The sequence below is a fragment of the Pseudomonas khavaziana genome, assembly GCF_019145205.1.
Classification (GTDB): domain Bacteria; phylum Pseudomonadota; class Gammaproteobacteria; order Pseudomonadales; family Pseudomonadaceae; genus Aquipseudomonas; species Aquipseudomonas khavaziana.
The window spans coordinates 302,797-320,686 of the sequence record NZ_JAHSTT010000002.1 but is presented as its reverse complement, the minus strand read 5'-3'; the positions used below and the strand labels follow the sequence as shown (position 1 = coordinate 320,686).

The following is a 17,890-nucleotide window of genomic DNA, read 5'->3' as shown; positions in this document are numbered from 1 at the left end:
GGAGCTCCTGGCCGAGGCCAGGATCATCCTGATCTCTTAGCGCTGCTCGGCAAATTATTCTAGTGGGAAACGTTGGTGCACGATGGTTCCAACACCCCTTCTTCGGCGGCATTTGCCAATACTTGAGAGAATTACAGGGGTATCGCGCAAACGATTGCACGACCACTTAAGTCCACTCAATCTAGGCGCTCGACCCGAGGCAATTCCATCGCCTTGACTTCGCTTTGAAGAAACTCCGCCAAGCGCCGCAAACGCTCGCCGCCTGGACGGGTTTTCGGCCACACCAGGTAGTAGTTTTCCCTACTGGCGACCGCCGTGGGCCAGGGCAGGCTCAGCCGACCTTGCGCCACATCCTCAGCCACCATCAGCAGATCGCCCATGGAAACGCCATAGCCTCGCGCCGCAGCGATCATGCCCAGTTCTAGGGTATCGAATACCTGCCCGCCCTTGAGGGATACCTGGGACGACAACCCCATGCGTTCCAGCCAGTTGCGCCAGTCGCGACGGTCGGGGGTGGGGTGCAGCAATTCCGCACTCGCCAGGCGCGCGGCGTCCCAAGGACCATCGTCCAGCAGGTTCGGCGCGCCGACGGGGATCAGCAACTCCGGGAACAAGTAACAGGCGTCCCAGTCCGCCGGAAAATGCCCGTAGCTCAGCAACACCGCACAGTCGAAGGGCTCCTGGTTGAAGTCCACCTCGTCTACGCTCATCCACGCGCTGGTCAGTTGCACCTCATTGCCCGGCTGCAATGCACGGAAGCGACTCAACCGCGCCAGCAGCCAGCGCATGGTCAATGTGGACGGCGCTTTCATGCGCAGGATGTCATCTTCGGCGTTCAGGGTATGACAGGCGCGCTCCAGCGCGGCGAACCCTTCGCGCACTCCGGGCAACAACAGGCGTGCGGCTTCGGTGAGCTGAAGGTTGCGGCCACTGCGCTGGAACAGGCGGCAAGCGAAGTGCTCTTCAAGGGTGCGGATATGGCGGCTGATCGCACTCTGGGTAATGGACAACTCCTGCGCCGCACGGGTGAAGGAGTTGTGTCGCGAAGCGGCTTCGAATGCACGCAGGGCATACAGCGGAGGAAGACGACGAGACATTGGGAAAGCTCCGACGGCGCAATATCGGCACCCTACCAGAATCAATCCAGCATGACTTTTAATCATGCGAACGATCGCATTTATCCTTTTGTGCAGTGGCCGCAAAGCGCAGAGAATCAATCCTCTCTCCAACCCCCTGACTATTAGAGCGTGATGATCATGCAACATCCGGCACGTTCCGAGCTCTGGGCCATTCTGCGGCTGTCGGGGCCGTTGATTGCTTCACAGTTGGCGCACATGCTGATGGTGTTGACCGACACCCTGATGATGGCGCGCCTGAGCCCCGAGGCCCTGGCCGGTGGTGGCCTGGGCGCGGCGAGCTATTCGTTCGTGGCGATCTTCTGCATCGGCGTGATTGCCGCCGTGGGCACCCTGGTCGCCATTCGCCATGGCGCAGGCGATATCGACGGCGCCACGCGCCTGACCCAGGCCGGGCTGTGGCTGGCATGGTTGATGGCTCTGGCGGCGGCATTGCTGCTGTGGAACTTGAAACCGGTGCTGCTGATGTTCGGCCAGACCGAGACCAACGTGCACGCGGCCGGGCAATTCCTGACGATCCTGCCCTTCGCCCTGCCCGGCTACCTGAGCTTCATGGCACTGCGCGGCTTCACCAGCGCCATCGGCAAAGCCACGCCGGTAATGGTGATCAGCCTGTGCGGTACGGTGGTCAATTACCTGCTCAACCACGCGCTGATCGAAGGCATGTTCGGCCTGCCGAAGCTGGGCCTGATGGGGATTGGCCTGGTGACCGCCATCGTTGCCAATGGCATGGCCCTGGCCCTGATGTGGTACATCCGCAGCAACCGCGCCTACGCGGCTTACCCGCTGAGCACCGGCCTGCTACGCCTCAATACCCAATACCTGCGCGAGCTGTGGCGCCTGGGCCTGCCGATTGGCGGCACCTATGCAGTGGAGGTCGGGCTGTTCGCCTTTGCCGCGCTGTGCATGGGCACGATGGGCAGTACGCAGTTGGCGGCGCATCAGATCGCCCTGCAGATTGTCTCGGTGGCGTTCATGGTGCCGGCGGGGATGTCCTATGCAGTGACCATGCGCATCGGCCAGCATTATGGCGCCGGCCAGTTGTTGCAGGCACGCATGGCCGGGCGGGTCGGCATCGGCTTTGGTGCCATGGTGATGTTGGGGTTTGCCGTGGTGCTGTGGCTGTATTCCGACCCGCTGATCGGGTTGTTCCTCGATCATGACGACCCCGCGTTCCATGACGTCATCGTCCTGGCCGTCAGCCTGCTGGCCGTCGCCGCCTGGTTTGAATTGTTCGACGGGGTGCAGACCATCGCCATGGGCTGCATCCGTGGCTTGAAGGACGCCAAAACCACCTTCCTGGTGGGGCTGGGCTGTTACTGGCTGATCGGTGCACCTTCGGCCTGGCTGATGGCGTTCACGCTAGGCTGGGGGCCAACCGGCGTGTGGTGGGGCCTGGCACTGGGCCTGGCGTGTGCGGCGGTGAGCCTGACGTGGGCATTTGAGGCGAAGATGAAGCGGATGATTCGGCAGGAGCCTGAAATGCAGCCTGCCTTTCAGGCCGCTCAAACAGAATAAAGCCCTGCTCGGTCAGAACTGTGGGAGGGGGCTTGCTCCCGATTGCTGAGTGTCAGTCACTGCATTTGCTGACTGACGCACCGCTATCGGGAGCAAGCCCCCTCCCACATTTTTAATGGCGTTCGCAACTTAGCCCGGCAAAGCCTGTTGGCTTTGCCCAAACATCAGGTATTCGACCAATTCCGGCAATGGCAACGGCTTGCTGATCAGGTAACCCTGGGCCTGGTCGCACCCGAACAAGCGCAGCAATGCCAACTGCTCCGGCGTCTCTACACCTTCGGCCACCACTTCCAGGTTGAGGTTGTGGGCCAGGTTGATCATCGCGTGCACCAACTTGCGGTTTTCCTCGCGTTCTTCCATGCCACCGACAAAGCTCTTGTCGATCTTCAACAAGGCGATCGGCAGGCTGTTGAGGTGCACGAACGACGAAAAGCCGGTGCCGAAGTCATCCAGGGAGAACCGCACACCGAGTCGGCCAAGGGCGTCCATGGTCTGCTTGACCAAGTCGCTGCGGCGCATCACGGCAGTTTCGGTCAGCTCGAACTCCAGCCATTGCGCTTCTACACCGCGCTCGGCGATCAGGCGGCTGAGGGTTGACAGTAATTGGCTGTCCTGGAACTGGCGGAACGACAGGTTGACCGCCATGTGCAGCGGTGGCAGGCCGCGCTCGCGCAGGTCTTGCATGTCGCGCAGGGCCCGGGATATCACCCAGTAGCCCAATGGCACGATCAGGCCGCTCTGCTCGGCCAGCGGCACGAACTCGCTGGGCGGCAACAAGCCGCGCTCACCGTGGCGCCAACGCACCAAGGCCTCGAGACCGACGATATGGCCGTCGTCCAGGTCCAGGCGCGGCTGGTAGTGCAGTTCCAACTCGTCGCGGCGCAGGGCCCGGCGCAGTTCACTTTCCAGGTCGGCCAGGCTGCGTGCATTGCGGTTGATGCGTTCGTTGAAGATATGAAAGGTGCAGCCCTGGGTACTTTTGGCCTGCTGCATGGCGATATGGGCGTGCCACATCAGCGGGTCGGCGCCGGCTCGGGCGCGGGCATGGGCCACCCCCAGGCTGCAGCCGATCAGCAGGCTTTCACCATCCACCCAATAGGGCTCGGCCATCACTTCGGTAATCCGCTCAGCCATCCACTCGGCACGCTGCGGCGCCCGGCGGGTATCGATCAGCAAGGCAAACTCATCGCTGCCCAGGCGTGCCAGTTGGTCGCCGGCTTCGAGCTGGCTCTTGAGCCGCGAAACCACTTGCAGGATCAAGCGGTCACCAGCCTGATGGCCGAGGGCGTCGTTGGCATGACGGAAGTTGTCCAGGTCCAGGTGGCCGAGGGCCAGGCCGCGGCCTTCGTTTTCCACCAGCCGCGCCGCCAGCAGGGTCTGGAAACCCTGGCGATTGGCGATACCGGTGAGCGGGTCCTGCTCGGCCAGACGCTGCAAGGTGTTCTCCAGCACGCCGCGCTCGCGCACATGGCGCAAGCAGCGGCGCAGTGTGTCGGCGTCCAACGCATCCTGGATCAACCAGTCGCTGACACCCAGCGGCGCAACCAATGGTTCCTGCTCCAGCAGCAATACACACGGCAAGCTGCAACGGCCGGGGCCGGGTTGCAGGCTCGGTGTGGTCAATAGCACAGCACCCTGGTCGTCATCGAACAGACGACTCACCGAGTCCCAGTTGGGCGCACTGATCAGCACAGCCCCCTCGCCCATCGGCGCCAGGCACTCGCGCAACAACGCTGCCCACGCAGGCGTATCGGCCAGCAGCAGCAAACGCAAGGGTTCGACAGGCGTAGACACGCTAACTCCCTAGACTCGGCAAAATTTCGTTGGCGGTGGCATTATGACGTGCGGCCTGGCAATGATAAATGCATGACAAATGCATGGCAGATGATAGGTGTTATCAAACACGCAGACTGTGAAAAATAGTCTGAGTATTCCCCACATCCTGCGGCAAAGTAGCAAAACCGGCAAATTTAGATCGAGTGGTACGTCACACCGTCGTTCTATGGCAGCAGAATCTTTCCAGCCTGTTAAAATGCCCGCCCTTTTGAACAACGACTCCTTAAATTCCGTATGTCCCGACTCAATCCCCGGCAGCAAGAAGCCGTGAACTACGTCGGCGGCCCTCTATTGGTGCTCGCCGGCGCCGGCTCCGGCAAGACCAGCGTGATCACCCGCAAGATCGCGCACCTGATCCAGAACTGCGGTATCCGTGCCCAGTACATCGTCGCCATGACCTTTACCAACAAGGCGGCGCGGGAAATGAAAGAGCGGGTCGGCACCTTGCTCAAAGGCGGCGAAGGCCGTGGCCTCACGGTGTGTACCTTCCACAACCTGGGCCTGAACATCATCCGCAAGGAGCATGTGCGGCTGGGCTACAAGCCGGGCTTCTCGATCTTCGACGAGACCGACGTCAAGGCCCTGATGACCGACATCATGCAGAAGGAATACGCGGGCGACGACGGCGTCGACGAGATCAAGAACATGATCGGCGCCTGGAAAAACGACCTGATCCTGCCCGCCGAGGCCCTGGAAGCCGCACGCAACCCCAAGGAACAGACCGCCGCCATCGTCTACACCCACTACCAGCGCACGCTCAAGGCGTTCAACGCGGTGGACTTCGACGACCTGATCCTGCTGCCGGTCAAGCTGTTCCAGGAACACCAGGACATCCTGGAGAAGTGGCAGAACAAGGTGCGCTACCTGCTGGTGGACGAATACCAGGACACCAACGCCAGCCAGTACCTGCTGGTGAAATTGCTGATCGGCACGCGCAACCAGTTCACCGTGGTGGGCGACGACGACCAGTCGATCTACGCCTGGCGCGGCGCCCGCCCGGAAAACCTGATGCTGCTCAAGGTCGACTACCCGTCCTTGAAAGTGGTGATGCTGGAGCAGAACTACCGCTCCACCAGTCGCATCCTGCGCTGCGCCAACGTGCTGATCTCCAACAACCCCCACGAGTTTGAAAAACAACTGTGGAGCGAGATGGGTCATGGCGATGAGATCCGCGTGATCCGCTGCCGCAACGAGGATGCCGAAGCCGAGCGTGTGGCCGTGGAAATCCTCAGCCTGCACCTGCGCACCGACCGGCCCTACAGCGATTTTGCGATCCTGTACCGCGGCAACTACCAGGCCAAGCTGATCGAGCTGAAACTGCAACACCACCAGGTGCCGTATCGCCTCTCGGGCGGCAACAGCTTTTTCGGGCGCCAGGAAGTGAAAGACCTGATGGCCTACTTCCGGCTGATCGTGAACCCGGACGACGACAACGCCTTCTTGCGCGTGATTAACGTGCCGCGTCGGGAAATCGGCTCCACCACCCTGGAAAAGCTCGGTAACTACGCCACTGAACGCAAGATTTCCATGTATGCCGCCACCGACGAAATCGGCCTGGGCGAGCATCTGGATACGCGCTTCACAGACCGCCTGTCGCGCTTCAAGCGCTTCATGGACAAGGTCCGCGAGCAATGCGCCGGCGAAGACCCGATCAGTGCCCTGCGCAGCATGGTCATGGACATCGACTATGAGAACTGGCTGCGCACCAACAGCTCCAGCGACAAAGCCGCGGATTACCGCATGGGCAACGTCTGGTTCCTGATCGAGGCGCTGAAAAACACCCTGGAAAAAGACGAAGACGGCGAAATGACCGTCGAGGACGCCATCGGCAAGCTGGTACTGCGCGACATGCTCGAGCGCCAGCAGGAAGAGGAAGACGGCGCCGAAGGTGTGCAGATGATGACCTTGCATGCCTCCAAGGGCCTGGAATTCCCTTACGTGTTCATCATGGGCATGGAAGAGGAAATCCTCCCGCACCGCTCCAGCATCGAAGCCGACACCATCGAGGAAGAACGGCGCCTGGCCTACGTGGGCATTACCCGCGCGCGTCAGACCCTGGCCTTCACCTTCGCCGCCAAGCGTAAGCAATACGGCGAAATCATCGATTGTGCCCCCAGCCGGTTCCTCGACGAGTTGCCGCCGGATGACCTGGCCTGGGAAGGCAACGACGACACACCCACCGAGGTGAAGGCCGTACGCGGCAACACCGCCTTGGCGGATATACGCGCGATGTTAAAGCGCTAGAATCGACTACTTTTTAATCTACTTTCGGCGCCTGTTGCGCCATCAGAGGAAGTTTCCGTGGAAGCACTGCACAAGAAAATTCGCGAAGAAGGCATCGTGCTTTCCGATCAGGTACTCAAGGTCGATGCCTTTCTGAACCACCAGATCGACCCGGCGCTGATGAAACTGATCGGCGACGAATTCGCCGCGCTGTTCAAGGACTCGGGCATCACCAAGATCGTCACCATCGAGGCCTCGGGCATCGCCCCGGCGATCATGACCGGGTTGAACCTGGGCGTGCCGGTGATCTTTGCCCGTAAGCAGCAGTCGTTGACCCTGACGGAAAACCTGCTGTCGGCGACGGTGTATTCCTTCACCAAGAAAACCGAGAGCACCGTGGCGATCTCCCCGCGCCACTTGACCAGCAGTGACCGCGTGCTGGTGATCGATGACTTCTTGGCCAATGGCAAGGCGTCCCAGGCGCTGATCTCGATCATCAAGCAAGCGGGCGCGACCGTGGCCGGCCTGGGCATTGTGATCGAGAAGTCGTTCCAGGGTGGGCGTGCGGAGTTGGATGCGCAGGGTTATCGGGTTGAATCGCTGGCGCGGGTGAAGTCGTTGACCGGTGGCGTCGTCACCTTCATCGAGTAATTGGCTACACAGCAAATACCAGGTGAACACAGATCAAAATGTGGGAGGGGGCTTGCTCCCGATAGCAGTGGGTCAGCCAACTTATTTGGTGACTGATACACCGCCATCGGGAGCAAGCCCCCTCCCACATTGGGTTCAGGGTGTTTGTTAGTGCGCGGTGGCCTGTAGGCCCGCGAGCAGCAGGCGCTGGTACAAGTCCTCCTTCAATCCCTCCGGCTGATCCAGCCGCATCCGCTTCAAATGCTCGGGAAACGCCTCCGGCTCCGGCGCGTCGAGTGCCGCCTTGCCCAGCTCCAGAATCTCCGTCAGCTTGAATTTGCTCTTGAGCCAGTTCAACGCCCGCAACAAATCCCGCTCTTCATCTGTGAAATCACTGCCCAGCGGGTATTCAGGAAAGAGTCGTCGATGCCTGGTTTGAATTGCCTGCAGCCGTTGCGGCGTGTTGTCGCCAAAGCGCGGATCCAGCTGGAAATTCTTGGGCAACTTGCCGGCCTTTTGCGCCTGTTCGATCAACTCTCCCTGGAACCGTGAGTCGGTGATATTCAGCAGCGCTTCGATCACCTTGGCATCCGTCTGACCTCGCAAATCGGCAATGCCGTACTCGGTAATGACAATATCCCGCAGATGCCGGGGAATGGTGCAGTGGCCGTACTCCCAGACGATATTGGAACTGACCTCCCCTGCCGCCTCGCGCCAACTGCGCAGGATCAGGATCGAACGCGCACCTTCCAGCGCATGCCCCTGGGCCACAAAGTTGTATTGCCCACCAACACCGCTGAGCACGCGACCGTCTTCCAATTGGTCAGCCACACCTGCACCGAGCAGTGTCACCATGATTGCGCTGTTGATAAACCGCGCATCCAGACGCTGCAAACGCTTGAGTTCTTCCTGGCCGTATAGCTCGTTTATATAGCTGATGCCAGTCATGTTGAATTCGAGGCGCTTGGCATGGGTCATTTCCTGCAAGCGCTGGTAAAAACTGCGTGGCCCGAGGAAGAAACCGCCATGGATCGACACGCCATCGGGCTGGGCCGCATCCTCCAGCAAGCCGGCATTAGCCTGCGCCTGGGTCGTCACATCCGGGTAGACCTTGCGCCGGATAATCCCGGCGTCCGCCAGCACCAGCAGGCCGTTGACGAACATCTCGCTGCAACCGTAAAGGCCCCGGGCAAAAGGCTCGACACCACCTTCACGACTGATCAACGGCGCCCACTGATACACATCCAGGTCCGTCAGCAACAACCGGTAGGCTTCGTTATCAGCCTGGCGCGCCAGCAAGGCGGCGGTCAGCGCATCGCCCATGGAACCGATGCCGATCTGCAAGGTGCCGCCGTCACGCACCAGGGTGCTGGCATGCAAGCCGATAAAATGATCCTGAAAACCCACCGGCATGTTCGGGGTAGAAAACAGCGTGGTGCTGTCTTTTTCATCAAGCAGGTAGTCGAAGGCGTCCATACCCAGTTCGGCATCCCCAGGCATGTAGGGCAGATCGCTGTGGACTTGGCCGACAACGAGGATGATTTCCCCGGCTTCGCGGCGCTTGGCGATCATCGGCAGCAGGTCGAGGGTGATATCCGGGTTGCAGCTCAGGCTCAGGCGGTCGGGATGCTCGGCGCTGCTGGCAACCAGTTGCGCCACCAGGTTCAGGCCGGCAGCATTGATGTCGCGGGCGGCATGGCTGTAGTTGCTGCTGACGTAATCCTGCTGCGCCGACGTGCTGTGGAGCAGGCTGCCGGGCTGCATGAAAAACTGCTGCACCTGGATGTTCTTCGGCAGGCTGTCTTTATGCAGGTCGGCGAGAAAATCCAACTCGGGATAGTCGCCAAACACCCGTTCGATGAAAGGTTCGAGGAAGCGCTTCTGCAAGCCATCGCCCAAGGTTGGCCGACCCAGGCTCAACGCGGTGTAGATCGTCAGCGCCCGCTCCGGCAACTTGGCGATGCGCCGGTATAGCGCATTGGCAAACAGGTTGGGCTTGCCCAGGCCTAGGGGCATGCCCATGTGGATATGCGCCGGCAACCGCGCCAATACGTCGTCAACTGCTTGCTCGATTGAACACAACTGCACCATCCGACTGCTCCCGAACATTCCATGAATTGGAGTTGGACCGAGCTTGCCGCGTCTTTGCTGCAATGAACAGCCTCGAAACACAAAATCGCACGCACAAAAAAGCCGCTCGTAAGCGGCGTTTTTGGCGAAGATGGCTGATTACAGACCAGACATCTTCTTGATGGCGCCTTTGAGGTCTTCATCCGAGCAATCAGAGCAGGTGCCTTTTGGCGGCATGGCGTTGATACCGGTGATGGCCTTGGCCAGGATGCCGTCGAGGCCGCCCTGATGATCGGCGCGCTCTTTCCAGGCAGCGGTATCACCGATTTTCGGTGCTCCCAGCAAGCCAGTGCTGTGGCAAGCGTTACAATGCTTGGCGATAATCTCGTCTGGGGTTTTCGCACCGCCACCACCCGCCGCCACGGCGACTTCCATGCCCTTGCACTCCTGGCCCTGGACGCATACCTGGCCCACAGGCTCCAGGCGTTTGGCAATGTCATCGTTGTTCGCAGCTTGAGCGCTGACAGCCCATAGGGCCAGTACGGTTGCTGGTGCAGCCAGCATTTTCATAATTAGGTTCACGCGTTCACCCTCAATGGTGGCTATTCACGCCTGCGGCCACGGTTTCGCAGGCGGCGAAAGTATAACGGTTAGCCCGCCTGGCCGAAACAACCCTATTAAATAAAGGGAGATTCAACCTCACGGAATACTGCACGGGCGTCTCTACAACGTTGGCAGGACGCCTCTTCTGTTAAAAGTTCGCGGGCGTGGCTGCGCTGATTAGTCGCGCCGGCACGTCGAACGGGTTGCGAAAACGATGAGGCTTGGTGCTTTCAAAGTAGTAGCTATCGCCAGCTTCGAGCACAAAAGTTTCAAGACCGACCACCAATTCCAGGCGACCCTCCAGCAGGATCCCGGTTTCCTCGCCTTCGTGGGTGAGCATTTCTTCGCCCGTGTCGGCGCCCGGCGGGTAGATTTCGTTGAGAAATGCGATAGCCCGGCTCGGGTGTGCTCGCCCCACCAGCTTCATGGTGACGGCACCGTCAGAGATGTCGATCAGCTCATTGGCTTTATAGACGATCTGGGTCGGTATTTCCTGGAGGATCTCCTCGGAAAAGAACTCGACCATGGACATGGGGATACCGCCCAGCACCTTGCGCAAGGAGCTGATCGAGGGGCTGACGCTGTTTTTCTCGATCATCGAAATGGTGCTGTTGGTGACGCCCGCACGCTTGGCGAGCTCACGCTGGGAAAGACCTTTGAGTTTACGGATGGATTGCAGTCGTTCGCCGACGTCCAATGCAGGAGCCTCCTAGGATTCAGGCTTTGTTGTAATTGAGCGTTATCATGGCGACAGCGTTCAGTATTTACAACACTTGGGCCTAAATCCCGGACAGCTTGGTTCGTAGCCGGTGGCTAAGCCCCGGAATAGAGCCGTGGCACTCGGCGCAGATTGCAGAAGATCTGGTAAGGAATGGTCTCAGCGGCCACAGCGACGTCACTGGCGAGGATAGTCTTGCCCCACAGTTCCACAGTGGAACCAAGGCCCGCCTGGGGTACGTCGGTGAGGTCGACACAGAGCATGTCCATGGACACACGCCCCAGCAGTTGGCTGCGCTGGCCCGCCACCAGCACTGGCGTGCCGGTTGGCGCATGGCGCGGGTAGCCGTCGGCATAGCCCATGGCAACTACACCAACACGCATCGGCTTGGGCGTGACGAACTTGGCGCCATAGCCCACGGGCTCACCGGCTGGTAGCTCGCGTACGCAGATAACTTTGGACTCCAGGGTCATCACTGGCTGCAAACGGGCAGCGAGCGCCTGGTCTTCACCAAATGGCGTTGCACCGTAGAGCATGATGCCCGGGCGCACCCAGTCGCTGGTCATCGTCGGCCAGCCCAGCACCGACGGCGAATTGCGCAGGCTGACTTCGGCCGCCAGGCCTTTTCGCGCCGCTTCGAATACGGCCACCTGTTCATCACTGCGCACGCAATCGAGTTCATCGGCGCGGGCGAAGTGGCTCATCAATACGATCTTGGCGACCTTGCCGCTGGCCAGCAGGCGCTGATAGGCCTCGTGGTAATCCTTGGGATGCAGGCCGACACGGTGCATGCCCGAGTCCAGCTTGAGCCACACCGTCAACGGCTTGCTCAGGCGGGCCTGTTCGATGGCGTCCAACTGCCACAGCGAATGCACCACGCACCACAGGTCATGCTCGATGATCAGCGGCAGCTCGTCGGCCTCGAAAAACCCTTCCAGCAGCAGCACCGGCGCACGAATGCCGGCAGCACGCAATTCCAGGGCTTCCTCGATGCACGCCACGGCAAACCCGTCGGCCTCGGCTTCCAGCGCCTGCGCCACACGCACGGCACCATGGCCGTAGGCGTCGGCCTTGATCACGGCGAGGGCCTTGGCCCCCGTGACTTCACGGGCCAGTTGATAGTTATGGCGCAGGGCCTGGAGGTCGATCAGGGCACGGGCTGGACGCATGGCGGCGGGCTTCTAGGCAGCAAGGTGAAGAAAAAACCGGTGCCGACCAACAGCGTCGGCGCCGGGAGAGGGATCGTTATTAAGGCAGCGCAGCCACGACGGACAGCTCGACCAGGATTTGCGGCTCGCAGAGTTTGGCTTCAACCGTGGCCCGGGCCGGGGCAACGCCCTTGGGCAGCCACTTGTCCCATACCGCGTTCATGCCGGCGAAGTCAGCGTCGATGTCTTTCAAATAGATCGTCACCGACAGCAACTTGCTCTTGTCAGTGCCGGCCAGGTCCAGCAGACGCTCGATATTGGCCAGGGTTTCACGGGTCTGCTGTTCAATCCCGGCGCTCATGTCGTCGCCGACTTGCCCCGCCAGATACACGGTACCGCTGTGGACAACGATCTGGCTCATGCGCTCATTGATGAGCTGGCGCTGGATTGACATGTTTTGCGGACTCCTGGTGGTTGCCATAACGGGAAATATCGAGGCCTGCGGCGCTGATCTGCGGGGTTTTCCTGGCTATCAGGTCGGCCAGCAAGCGACCGGAGCCACAAGCCATGGTCCAACCGAGCGTGCCGTGGCCGGTATTCAGGAACAGGTTCTTGAATGGGGTCGCACCGACAATCGGCGTGCCGTCGGGCGTGGTCGGGCGCAGGCCGGTCCAGAAACTGGCTTGGGCCAAATCGCCGCCCTGAGGATAAAGGTCGTTGACGATCATCTCCAGGGTTTCACGTCTTTGCTGCTTCAGCGACAGGTCAAAACCGGCTATTTCAGCCATGCCACCAACACGAATGCGGTTGTCGAAACGGGTGATCGCGACTTTGTAGGTCTCGTCGAGAATAGTCGAGGTCGGTGCCATGGCCGGGTTGGTGATCGGCACGGTCAGCGAGTAGCCCTTGAGCGGGTATACCGGTGCCTTGATCCCCAATGGCTTGAGCAGCTTCGGCGAATAACTGCCAAGGGCCAGGACGTAGCGGTCGGCGGTTTCCAGCTTGCCGTCTATCCACACACCGTTGATGCGATCGCCCGCGTAGTCGAGACGCTGGATGTCCTGCTCAAAGCGGAACTCCACACCCAACTGCTTGCACATATCAGCCAGGCGCGTGGTGAACATCTGGCAGTCGCCAGTCTGGTCATTCGGCAAACGCAGGGCACCGGCGAGGATATCCGTGACGCTGGCCAGGGCCGGTTCAACCCGGGCAATGCCGGCGCGATCAAGCAGTTCGAAGGGCACGCCGGACTCCTGCAGCACGGCGATGTCCTTGGCGGCACCGTCGAGCTGGGCCTGGGTGCGGAACAGCTGGGTCGTACCGAGGCTACGGCCTTCGTAGGCAATGCCGGTCTCGGCGCGCAACTCGTCAAGGCAGTCACGACTGTACTCGGACAGGCGCACCATGCGCTCCTTGTTCACCGCATAGCGGCTGGCCGTGCAGTTGCGCAGCATCTGCGCCATCCACAGGTATTGATCGATGTCGGCGGTGGCCTTGATCGCCAGCGGCGCGTGGCGTTGCAACAACCACTTGATGGCCTTGAGCGGCACGCCCGGCGCAGCCCATGGGGATGCGTAGCCAGGAGAGACCTGGCCGGCGTTGGCGAAACTGGTTTCCATGGCAGCGGCAGGCTGACGATCGACCACGACAACGTCGAAGCCGGCCCGCGCCAAATAGTAGGCACTGGTTACCCCAATGACGCCGCTACCCAAGACCAGAACGCGCATTTTTATATCCTCATCACGGGCTTAGCCGCTGACGTGTGTTATTCGAGCAATGATGGGCGCAGTATAAAAAGCAATCACCAGTGCATTTCACTATATAAATACCTATATTTGGCGACAATTCTCGGCAAAAACCCTTTTCACAGAGGCGTATCCCCTATGCGTACCAACACCCAGACCAAGCGGGAGCTGGACAAGATCGACCGCAATATCCTGCGCATCCTGCAAACCGATGGGCGTATTTCGTTCACGGAGTTGGGGGAAAAGGTCGGGCTGTCCACCACGCCCTGTACCGAACGGGTACGGCGCCTGGAGCGCGAGGGGATCATCATGGGCTACAACGCGCGGCTCAACCCCCAGCATTTGAAGGGAAGCTTGCTGGTATTTGTCGAGATCAGCCTCGATTACAAGTCCGGCGATACCTTCGAAGAGTTTCGCCGCGCCGTGCTGAAACTGCCCCATGTACTGGAGTGCCACTTGGTTTCAGGGGACTTTGACTATCTGGTAAAGGCGCGGATTTCCGAAATGGCTTCGTACCGCAAATTGCTCGGCGATATCTTGCTCAAGCTGCCCCATGTGCGCGAATCCAAGAGCTATATCGTGATGGAAGAGGTGAAAGAGAGCCTTAACCTGCCGATTCCGGATTGAATGACACAATGTGGGGGCTTGCTCCCACATTGACCGTGCATCCGCTAGACCAGTACCTGCCGGGTGCTCGCCATGTACTCATGGATCTGCTTTTCCACCCTTGGATGAATCAGCTCCACCGGCCCCCGTCCATTGGGGCACGGCAAGGTCTTGGTGGTACCAAACAACCGGCAGATCAGCGGCCGCTCGTCGTACACCGTGCAACCGTTGGGCCCCAGGTGCACGCAGTTCAGCTCATCCATGGCCGCCTCCTGCTCGGCGGCGGTCTTGCGCGGCAGGCGCGACATTTCCTCAGGCGACGTGGTCACCGGCCCACAGCAGTCGTGACAACCTGGGACGCACTCGAACGAAGGAATCTGTCGACGCAGCGCGCTGATTTTCTGCCTGTTGCAACTCATCGAAACACACACCGAACCGCGAATAGGCGTGGATTCTGACGCAAAACGCCCTGCGCAGACAGCTTCGTCCGACCGCTGTATCCTGCGTCAAATTTTCCAGACAGGGATGCTCCCCATGACCGCCAGCGCCCGGCACACCGATTCCTACTACGCCGCCAGCAGCGTGCCGCAACCGGATTACCCGACGTTGACCGGCGATGTGCGTGCCGATGTGTGCGTGATCGGCGGTGGTTTCTCCGGGCTCAATACCGCCCTGGAACTGGCCCAGCGCGGCTTCAGTGTGGTGTTGCTGGAGGCTCGCAAGATGGGTTGGGGTGCCAGCGGGCGCAATGGCGGCCAGTTGATTCGCGGTGTCGGCCACGGGCTGGACCAATTCGCCAACGTGATTGGCAGCGACGGCGTGCGCCAGATGAAACTGATGGGCCTGGAAGCCGTGGAGATCGTGCGCGAGCGTGTGGAGCGCTACCAGATTCCATGCGACCTGACCTGGGGTTATTGCGATTTGGCCAACAAACCGCGTGACCTGCAGGGCCTGGCCGAAGACGCCGAAGAGCTGAGCAGCTTGGGCTATCGCCATGAGGTGCGCCTGCTGCAAGCCAGCGAGATGGGCAGCGTGATCGGCTCCGACCGCTATGTCGGCGGCATGATAGACATGGGCTCCGGCCACCTGCACCCACTGAACCTTGCGCTGGGTGAAGCCGGCGTCGCACAGCAGTTGGGCGCAAAACTGTATGAACAATCAGAAGTGACCCGCATCGACTACGGCCCCGAGGTCAAGGTGCACACGGCCCAAGGCAGTGTGTGCGCCAAGACCCTGGTGCTCGCCTGCAACGCCTACCTGAACGGGCTAAACCCGCAACTAAGCGGCAAGGTGCTGCCCGCCGGCAGCTATATCATCGCCACCGAACCCTTGAGCCAGGCGCAAGCCGCTAACCTGCTGCCGCAGAATATGGCCGTGTGCGACCAACGCGTGACGGTGGACTACTTCCGCCTGTCCGCTGACCGCCGCCTGTTGTTCGGTGGCGCCTGCCACTATTCCGGTCGTGACCCGAAGGACATCGGCGCTTATATGCGGCCGAAGATGTTGCAGGTGTTCCCACAAATGGCCGAGGTGAAGATTGATTACCAATGGGGCGGCATGATCGGCATCGGTGCCAATCGGCTGCCCCAGATTGGTCGCCTGGCCGATCACCCCAACGTGTATTACGCCCAGGCCTACGCCGGTCACGGCCTCAACGCCACCCACTTGGCGGGCAAGCTGTTGGCCGAGGCCATCAGCGGCGAGCAGCAAGGGCGCTTCGACCTGTTCGCCCAAGTGCCACACATCACCTTCCCCGGGGGCAAACACCTGCGCTCGCCCCTGCTGGCCCTGGGGATGCTCTGGCACCGCCTCAAGGAACTGGTCTGATCAATCGCGCCAGAAGGATTTCAAACCTTCATGGCGCGCTTGTTCTGCGCTAAGCCCGACGTCGCGCAATTGCGCAGTGGTCAGGTCCAGCAGGGCTTTGCGTGTATGACGACGACGCCAGAACAACCCCCACCGATTATCGGTCGGCGCAGTTATCGTCCGCTCCTGCTCCGCTTCCAGTTCCTGACTGCGTAACGCCAGTCGCACATCGCTCATACCGTCCATTTTACTGCCCCTCATTGGCGTATTGCCTTGAGTGACCAGAATGCGCGAGTGGAAAAAACCATTACAGATTCAACCTGTTTTTATTAAATCCATACAGATACTGCCCGTGCTTGGCTGAATCCTGTATTTTCGCCCTATCTGTACTGGTCCTTCGGGAGCGACCACCATGACCCTCTACGTCAACCTGGCCGAATTACTCGGCACCCGCATTGAGCAGGGCTTCTATCGCCCTGGGGACCGATTGCCTTCGGTACGGGCATTGAGTGTTGAACACGGGGTCAGCCTGAGCACCGTGCAGCAAGCCTACCGGTTGCTCGAAGACAACGGCCTGGCAACGCCTAGACCCAAGTCTGGTTATTTTGTGCCCGTCGGTCGAGAGCTGCCTGCGCTGCCCGAGGTTGGTCGCCCGGCTCAGCGACCAGTGGACATCTCCCAGTGGGACCAGGTGCTTGAGCTGATTCGTGCAGTGCCGCGCAAGGACGTCATACAGATGGGGCGGGGCATGCCAGATGTATTGTCGCCCACCCTAAAGCCACTGTTACGCAGCCTGGCCCGGGTGAGTCGGCGCCAGGACATGCCGGGATTGTATTACGACAATATCCTCGGCTGTATGGAACTGCGCGAGCAAATCGCCCGTCTTTCACTGGATTCCGGCTGCCAATTGAGCGCCGAAGACATCGTGATCACGACCGGTTGTCACGAAGCGCTGTCCGCCAGCATCCATGCGATTTGTGAGCCTGGGGATATCGTCGCGGTGGACTCACCCAGCTTCCACGGCGCCATGCAGACCCTCAAGGGCCTGGGCATGAAAGCCTTGGAGATACCCACCGACCCGCTCACCGGCATCAGCCTCGAGGCCCTTGAGCTGGCGTTGGAGCAGTGGCCAATCAAAGTCATCCAGCTCACCCCGAACTGTAACAACCCGTTGGGCTACATCATGCCGGAGGCGCGTAAACGCGCATTGCTGACCCTGGCCCAACGCTTCGACGTGGCCATCATCGAAGACGATGTGTATGGCGAACTGGCCTACAGCTACCCGCGCCCGCGCACGATCAAATCCTTCGACGAAGATGGCCGCGTGCTGCTGTGCAGCTCATTCTCGAAAACCCTGGCGCCGGGCCTGCGCATTGGCTGGGTGGCCCCCGGTCGGTATCTGGAACGAGTGCTGCACATGAAATACATCAGCACCGGCTCCACCGCAACCCAGCCGCAGATCGCGATCGCCGAATTTCTAAAAGGCGGCTACTTCGAGCCACATTTGCGCAAGATGCGCACGCAATACCAGCGTAATCGCGACTTGATGCTCGACTGGGTCAGCCGCTACTTCCCCGCCGGCACCCGCGCCAGTCGCCCTCAGGGCAGCTTCATGCTGTGGATCGAACTGCCGGAGGGCTTCGACACCTTGAAGCTCAACCGTGTGCTGGTGGAACAAGGGGTGCAAGTCGCTGTAGGCAGTATCTTTTCTGCCTCCGGCAAGTATCGTAATTGCCTGCGCATGAACTACGCTGCCAAGCCAACGCCACAGATTGAAGAGGCCGTGCGCAAGGTCGGCGCCGCCGCAAGCAAACTGCTGGCAGAAACGGCGGACTGACCTTTCCCGCTCAA

General features: G+C 60.5%; 16 protein-coding genes. 6 read left to right on the top strand and 10 right to left on the bottom strand.

Going from position 1 to position 17,890, the window contains the following annotated elements; all coding sequences use genetic code 11:
• Positions 1 to 176 precede the first annotated feature (176 nt).
• On the bottom strand, positions 177 to 1,097 hold the full coding sequence (locus KVH01_RS05935) for a LysR substrate-binding domain-containing protein (RefSeq protein ID WP_217880760.1): 921 nt from the start codon (positions 1,095 to 1,097) through the stop codon (positions 177 to 179).
• A 153-nt stretch (positions 1,098 to 1,250) separates the two neighbouring features.
• On the opposite strand from KVH01_RS05935, the gene KVH01_RS05930 reads away from it, so the two are divergent.
• Positions 1,251 to 2,654, top strand: a complete 1,404-nt coding sequence (locus tag KVH01_RS05930) for a NorM family multidrug efflux MATE transporter (RefSeq protein ID WP_217880759.1) — start codon at positions 1,251 to 1,253, stop codon at positions 2,652 to 2,654.
• Between the two features lie 129 nt (positions 2,655 to 2,783).
• Here KVH01_RS05930 and KVH01_RS05925 read toward each other — a convergent pair whose 3' ends face one another.
• Complete coding sequence (locus KVH01_RS05925) at positions 2,784 to 4,448, bottom strand: putative bifunctional diguanylate cyclase/phosphodiesterase (RefSeq protein WP_043046892.1); 1,665 nt, start codon at positions 4,446 to 4,448, stop codon at positions 2,784 to 2,786.
• Positions 4,449 to 4,724: 276 nt separating this feature from the next.
• Here KVH01_RS05925 and rep point away from each other — a divergent pair, with 276 nt between their 5' ends.
• Together rep and KVH01_RS05915 are read left to right on the top strand one after the other, a co-directional pair.
• Positions 4,725 to 6,734: a DNA helicase Rep gene (rep, locus tag KVH01_RS05920; protein ID WP_043046891.1), complete on the top strand. Its 2,010-nt coding sequence runs from the start codon at positions 4,725 to 4,727 to the stop codon at positions 6,732 to 6,734.
• 57 nt (positions 6,735 to 6,791) lie between these two features.
• Positions 6,792 to 7,364 (top strand): xanthine phosphoribosyltransferase, encoded by a 573-nt coding sequence (locus KVH01_RS05915; protein ID WP_057022713.1) that lies wholly within the window; start codon positions 6,792 to 6,794, stop codon positions 7,362 to 7,364.
• 147 nt (positions 7,365 to 7,511) lie between these two features.
• Here KVH01_RS05915 and KVH01_RS05910 read toward each other — a convergent pair whose 3' ends face one another.
• From KVH01_RS05910 to dadA, 6 genes are all read right to left on the bottom strand, one after another.
• The gene (locus tag KVH01_RS05910) at positions 7,512 to 9,434 is read right to left on the bottom strand and encodes an acetyl-CoA hydrolase/transferase C-terminal domain-containing protein (protein ID WP_217880758.1); all 1,923 of its coding nucleotides are present in this window, start codon (positions 9,432 to 9,434) and stop codon (positions 7,512 to 7,514) included.
• A gap of 138 nt (positions 9,435 to 9,572) precedes the next feature.
• Positions 9,573 to 9,983 (bottom strand): c-type cytochrome, encoded by a 411-nt coding sequence (locus KVH01_RS05905; RefSeq protein WP_217880986.1) that lies wholly within the window; start codon positions 9,981 to 9,983, stop codon positions 9,573 to 9,575.
• Between the two features lie 181 nt (positions 9,984 to 10,164).
• Entirely contained in the window at positions 10,165 to 10,713 is a 549-nt protein-coding gene (locus tag KVH01_RS05900) for a cupin domain-containing protein (RefSeq protein ID WP_005792468.1), read from the bottom strand.
• Between the two features lie 116 nt (positions 10,714 to 10,829).
• Positions 10,830 to 11,903 carry an alanine racemase gene (gene alr, locus KVH01_RS05895; RefSeq protein ID WP_057022710.1) on the bottom strand — a complete coding sequence of 358 codons (1,074 nt, stop codon included), beginning with the start codon at positions 11,901 to 11,903 and terminating at the stop codon, positions 10,830 to 10,832.
• A gap of 79 nt (positions 11,904 to 11,982) precedes the next feature.
• Positions 11,983 to 12,336, bottom strand: a complete 354-nt coding sequence (locus tag KVH01_RS05890) for a RidA family protein (RefSeq protein WP_057011419.1) — start codon at positions 12,334 to 12,336, stop codon at positions 11,983 to 11,985.
• Positions 12,308 to 13,609, bottom strand: coding sequence for a D-amino acid dehydrogenase (gene dadA, locus KVH01_RS05885; RefSeq protein WP_217880757.1), 1,302 nt, complete (start codon positions 13,607 to 13,609; stop codon positions 12,308 to 12,310). Before dadA ends, KVH01_RS05890 begins: the two co-directional genes overlap by 29 nt.
• A gap of 156 nt (positions 13,610 to 13,765) precedes the next feature.
• Here dadA and KVH01_RS05880 point away from each other — a divergent pair, with 156 nt between their 5' ends.
• Complete coding sequence (locus tag KVH01_RS05880; protein WP_003176896.1) at positions 13,766 to 14,254, top strand: Lrp/AsnC ligand binding domain-containing protein; 489 nt, start codon at positions 13,766 to 13,768, stop codon at positions 14,252 to 14,254.
• A 44-nt stretch (positions 14,255 to 14,298) separates the two neighbouring features.
• Here the strand turns inward: KVH01_RS05880 and KVH01_RS05875 are convergent, their stop codons facing one another.
• The gene (locus KVH01_RS05875) at positions 14,299 to 14,652 is read right to left on the bottom strand and encodes a YkgJ family cysteine cluster protein (protein ID WP_043046884.1); all 354 of its coding nucleotides are present in this window, start codon (positions 14,650 to 14,652) and stop codon (positions 14,299 to 14,301) included.
• A gap of 115 nt (positions 14,653 to 14,767) precedes the next feature.
• Here KVH01_RS05875 and KVH01_RS05870 point away from each other — a divergent pair, with 115 nt between their 5' ends.
• Positions 14,768 to 16,060, top strand: a complete 1,293-nt coding sequence (locus KVH01_RS05870; protein ID WP_217880756.1) for an NAD(P)/FAD-dependent oxidoreductase — start codon at positions 14,768 to 14,770, stop codon at positions 16,058 to 16,060.
• On the opposite strand, the gene KVH01_RS05865 is transcribed toward KVH01_RS05870, so the two are convergent.
• Entirely contained in the window at positions 16,061 to 16,285 is a 225-nt protein-coding gene (locus KVH01_RS05865; RefSeq protein WP_217880755.1) for a DUF1127 domain-containing protein, read from the bottom strand.
• Between the two features lie 166 nt (positions 16,286 to 16,451).
• Here KVH01_RS05865 and KVH01_RS05860 point away from each other — a divergent pair, with 166 nt between their 5' ends.
• Positions 16,452 to 17,876 (top strand): aminotransferase-like domain-containing protein, encoded by a 1,425-nt coding sequence (locus KVH01_RS05860; RefSeq protein ID WP_217880754.1) that lies wholly within the window; start codon positions 16,452 to 16,454, stop codon positions 17,874 to 17,876.
• Positions 17,877 to 17,890: the final 14 nt, after the last annotated feature.

Excerpts from the sequence above, each read along its gene's own strand:
- dadA (WP_217880757.1), bottom strand. The coding sequence starts at position 13,609 with ATGCGCGTTCTGGTCTTGGGTAGCGGCGTCATTGGGGTAACCAGTGCC.
- KVH01_RS05860 (WP_217880754.1), top strand. The coding sequence starts at position 16,452 with ATGACCCTCTACGTCAACCTGGCCGAATTACTCGGCACCCGCATTGAG.
- KVH01_RS05905 (WP_217880986.1), bottom strand. The coding sequence starts at position 9,983 with ATGAAAATGCTGGCTGCACCAGCAACCGTACTGGCCCTATGGGCTGTC.
- KVH01_RS05910 (WP_217880758.1), bottom strand. The coding sequence starts at position 9,434 with ATGGTGCAGTTGTGTTCAATCGAGCAAGCAGTTGACGACGTATTGGCG.
- KVH01_RS05880 (WP_003176896.1), top strand. The coding sequence starts at position 13,766 with ATGCGTACCAACACCCAGACCAAGCGGGAGCTGGACAAGATCGACCGC.
- KVH01_RS05870 (WP_217880756.1), top strand. The coding sequence starts at position 14,768 with ATGACCGCCAGCGCCCGGCACACCGATTCCTACTACGCCGCCAGCAGC.
- KVH01_RS05875 (WP_043046884.1), bottom strand. The coding sequence starts at position 14,652 with ATGAGTTGCAACAGGCAGAAAATCAGCGCGCTGCGTCGACAGATTCCT.
- KVH01_RS05865 (WP_217880755.1), bottom strand. The coding sequence starts at position 16,285 with ATGGACGGTATGAGCGATGTGCGACTGGCGTTACGCAGTCAGGAACTG.
- rep (WP_043046891.1), top strand. The coding sequence starts at position 4,725 with ATGTCCCGACTCAATCCCCGGCAGCAAGAAGCCGTGAACTACGTCGGC.
- alr (WP_057022710.1), bottom strand. The coding sequence starts at position 11,903 with ATGCGTCCAGCCCGTGCCCTGATCGACCTCCAGGCCCTGCGCCATAAC.
- KVH01_RS05935 (WP_217880760.1), bottom strand. The coding sequence starts at position 1,097 with ATGTCTCGTCGTCTTCCTCCGCTGTATGCCCTGCGTGCATTCGAAGCC.
- KVH01_RS05930 (WP_217880759.1), top strand. The coding sequence starts at position 1,251 with ATGATCATGCAACATCCGGCACGTTCCGAGCTCTGGGCCATTCTGCGG.
- KVH01_RS05890 (WP_057011419.1), bottom strand. The coding sequence starts at position 12,336 with ATGTCAATCCAGCGCCAGCTCATCAATGAGCGCATGAGCCAGATCGTT.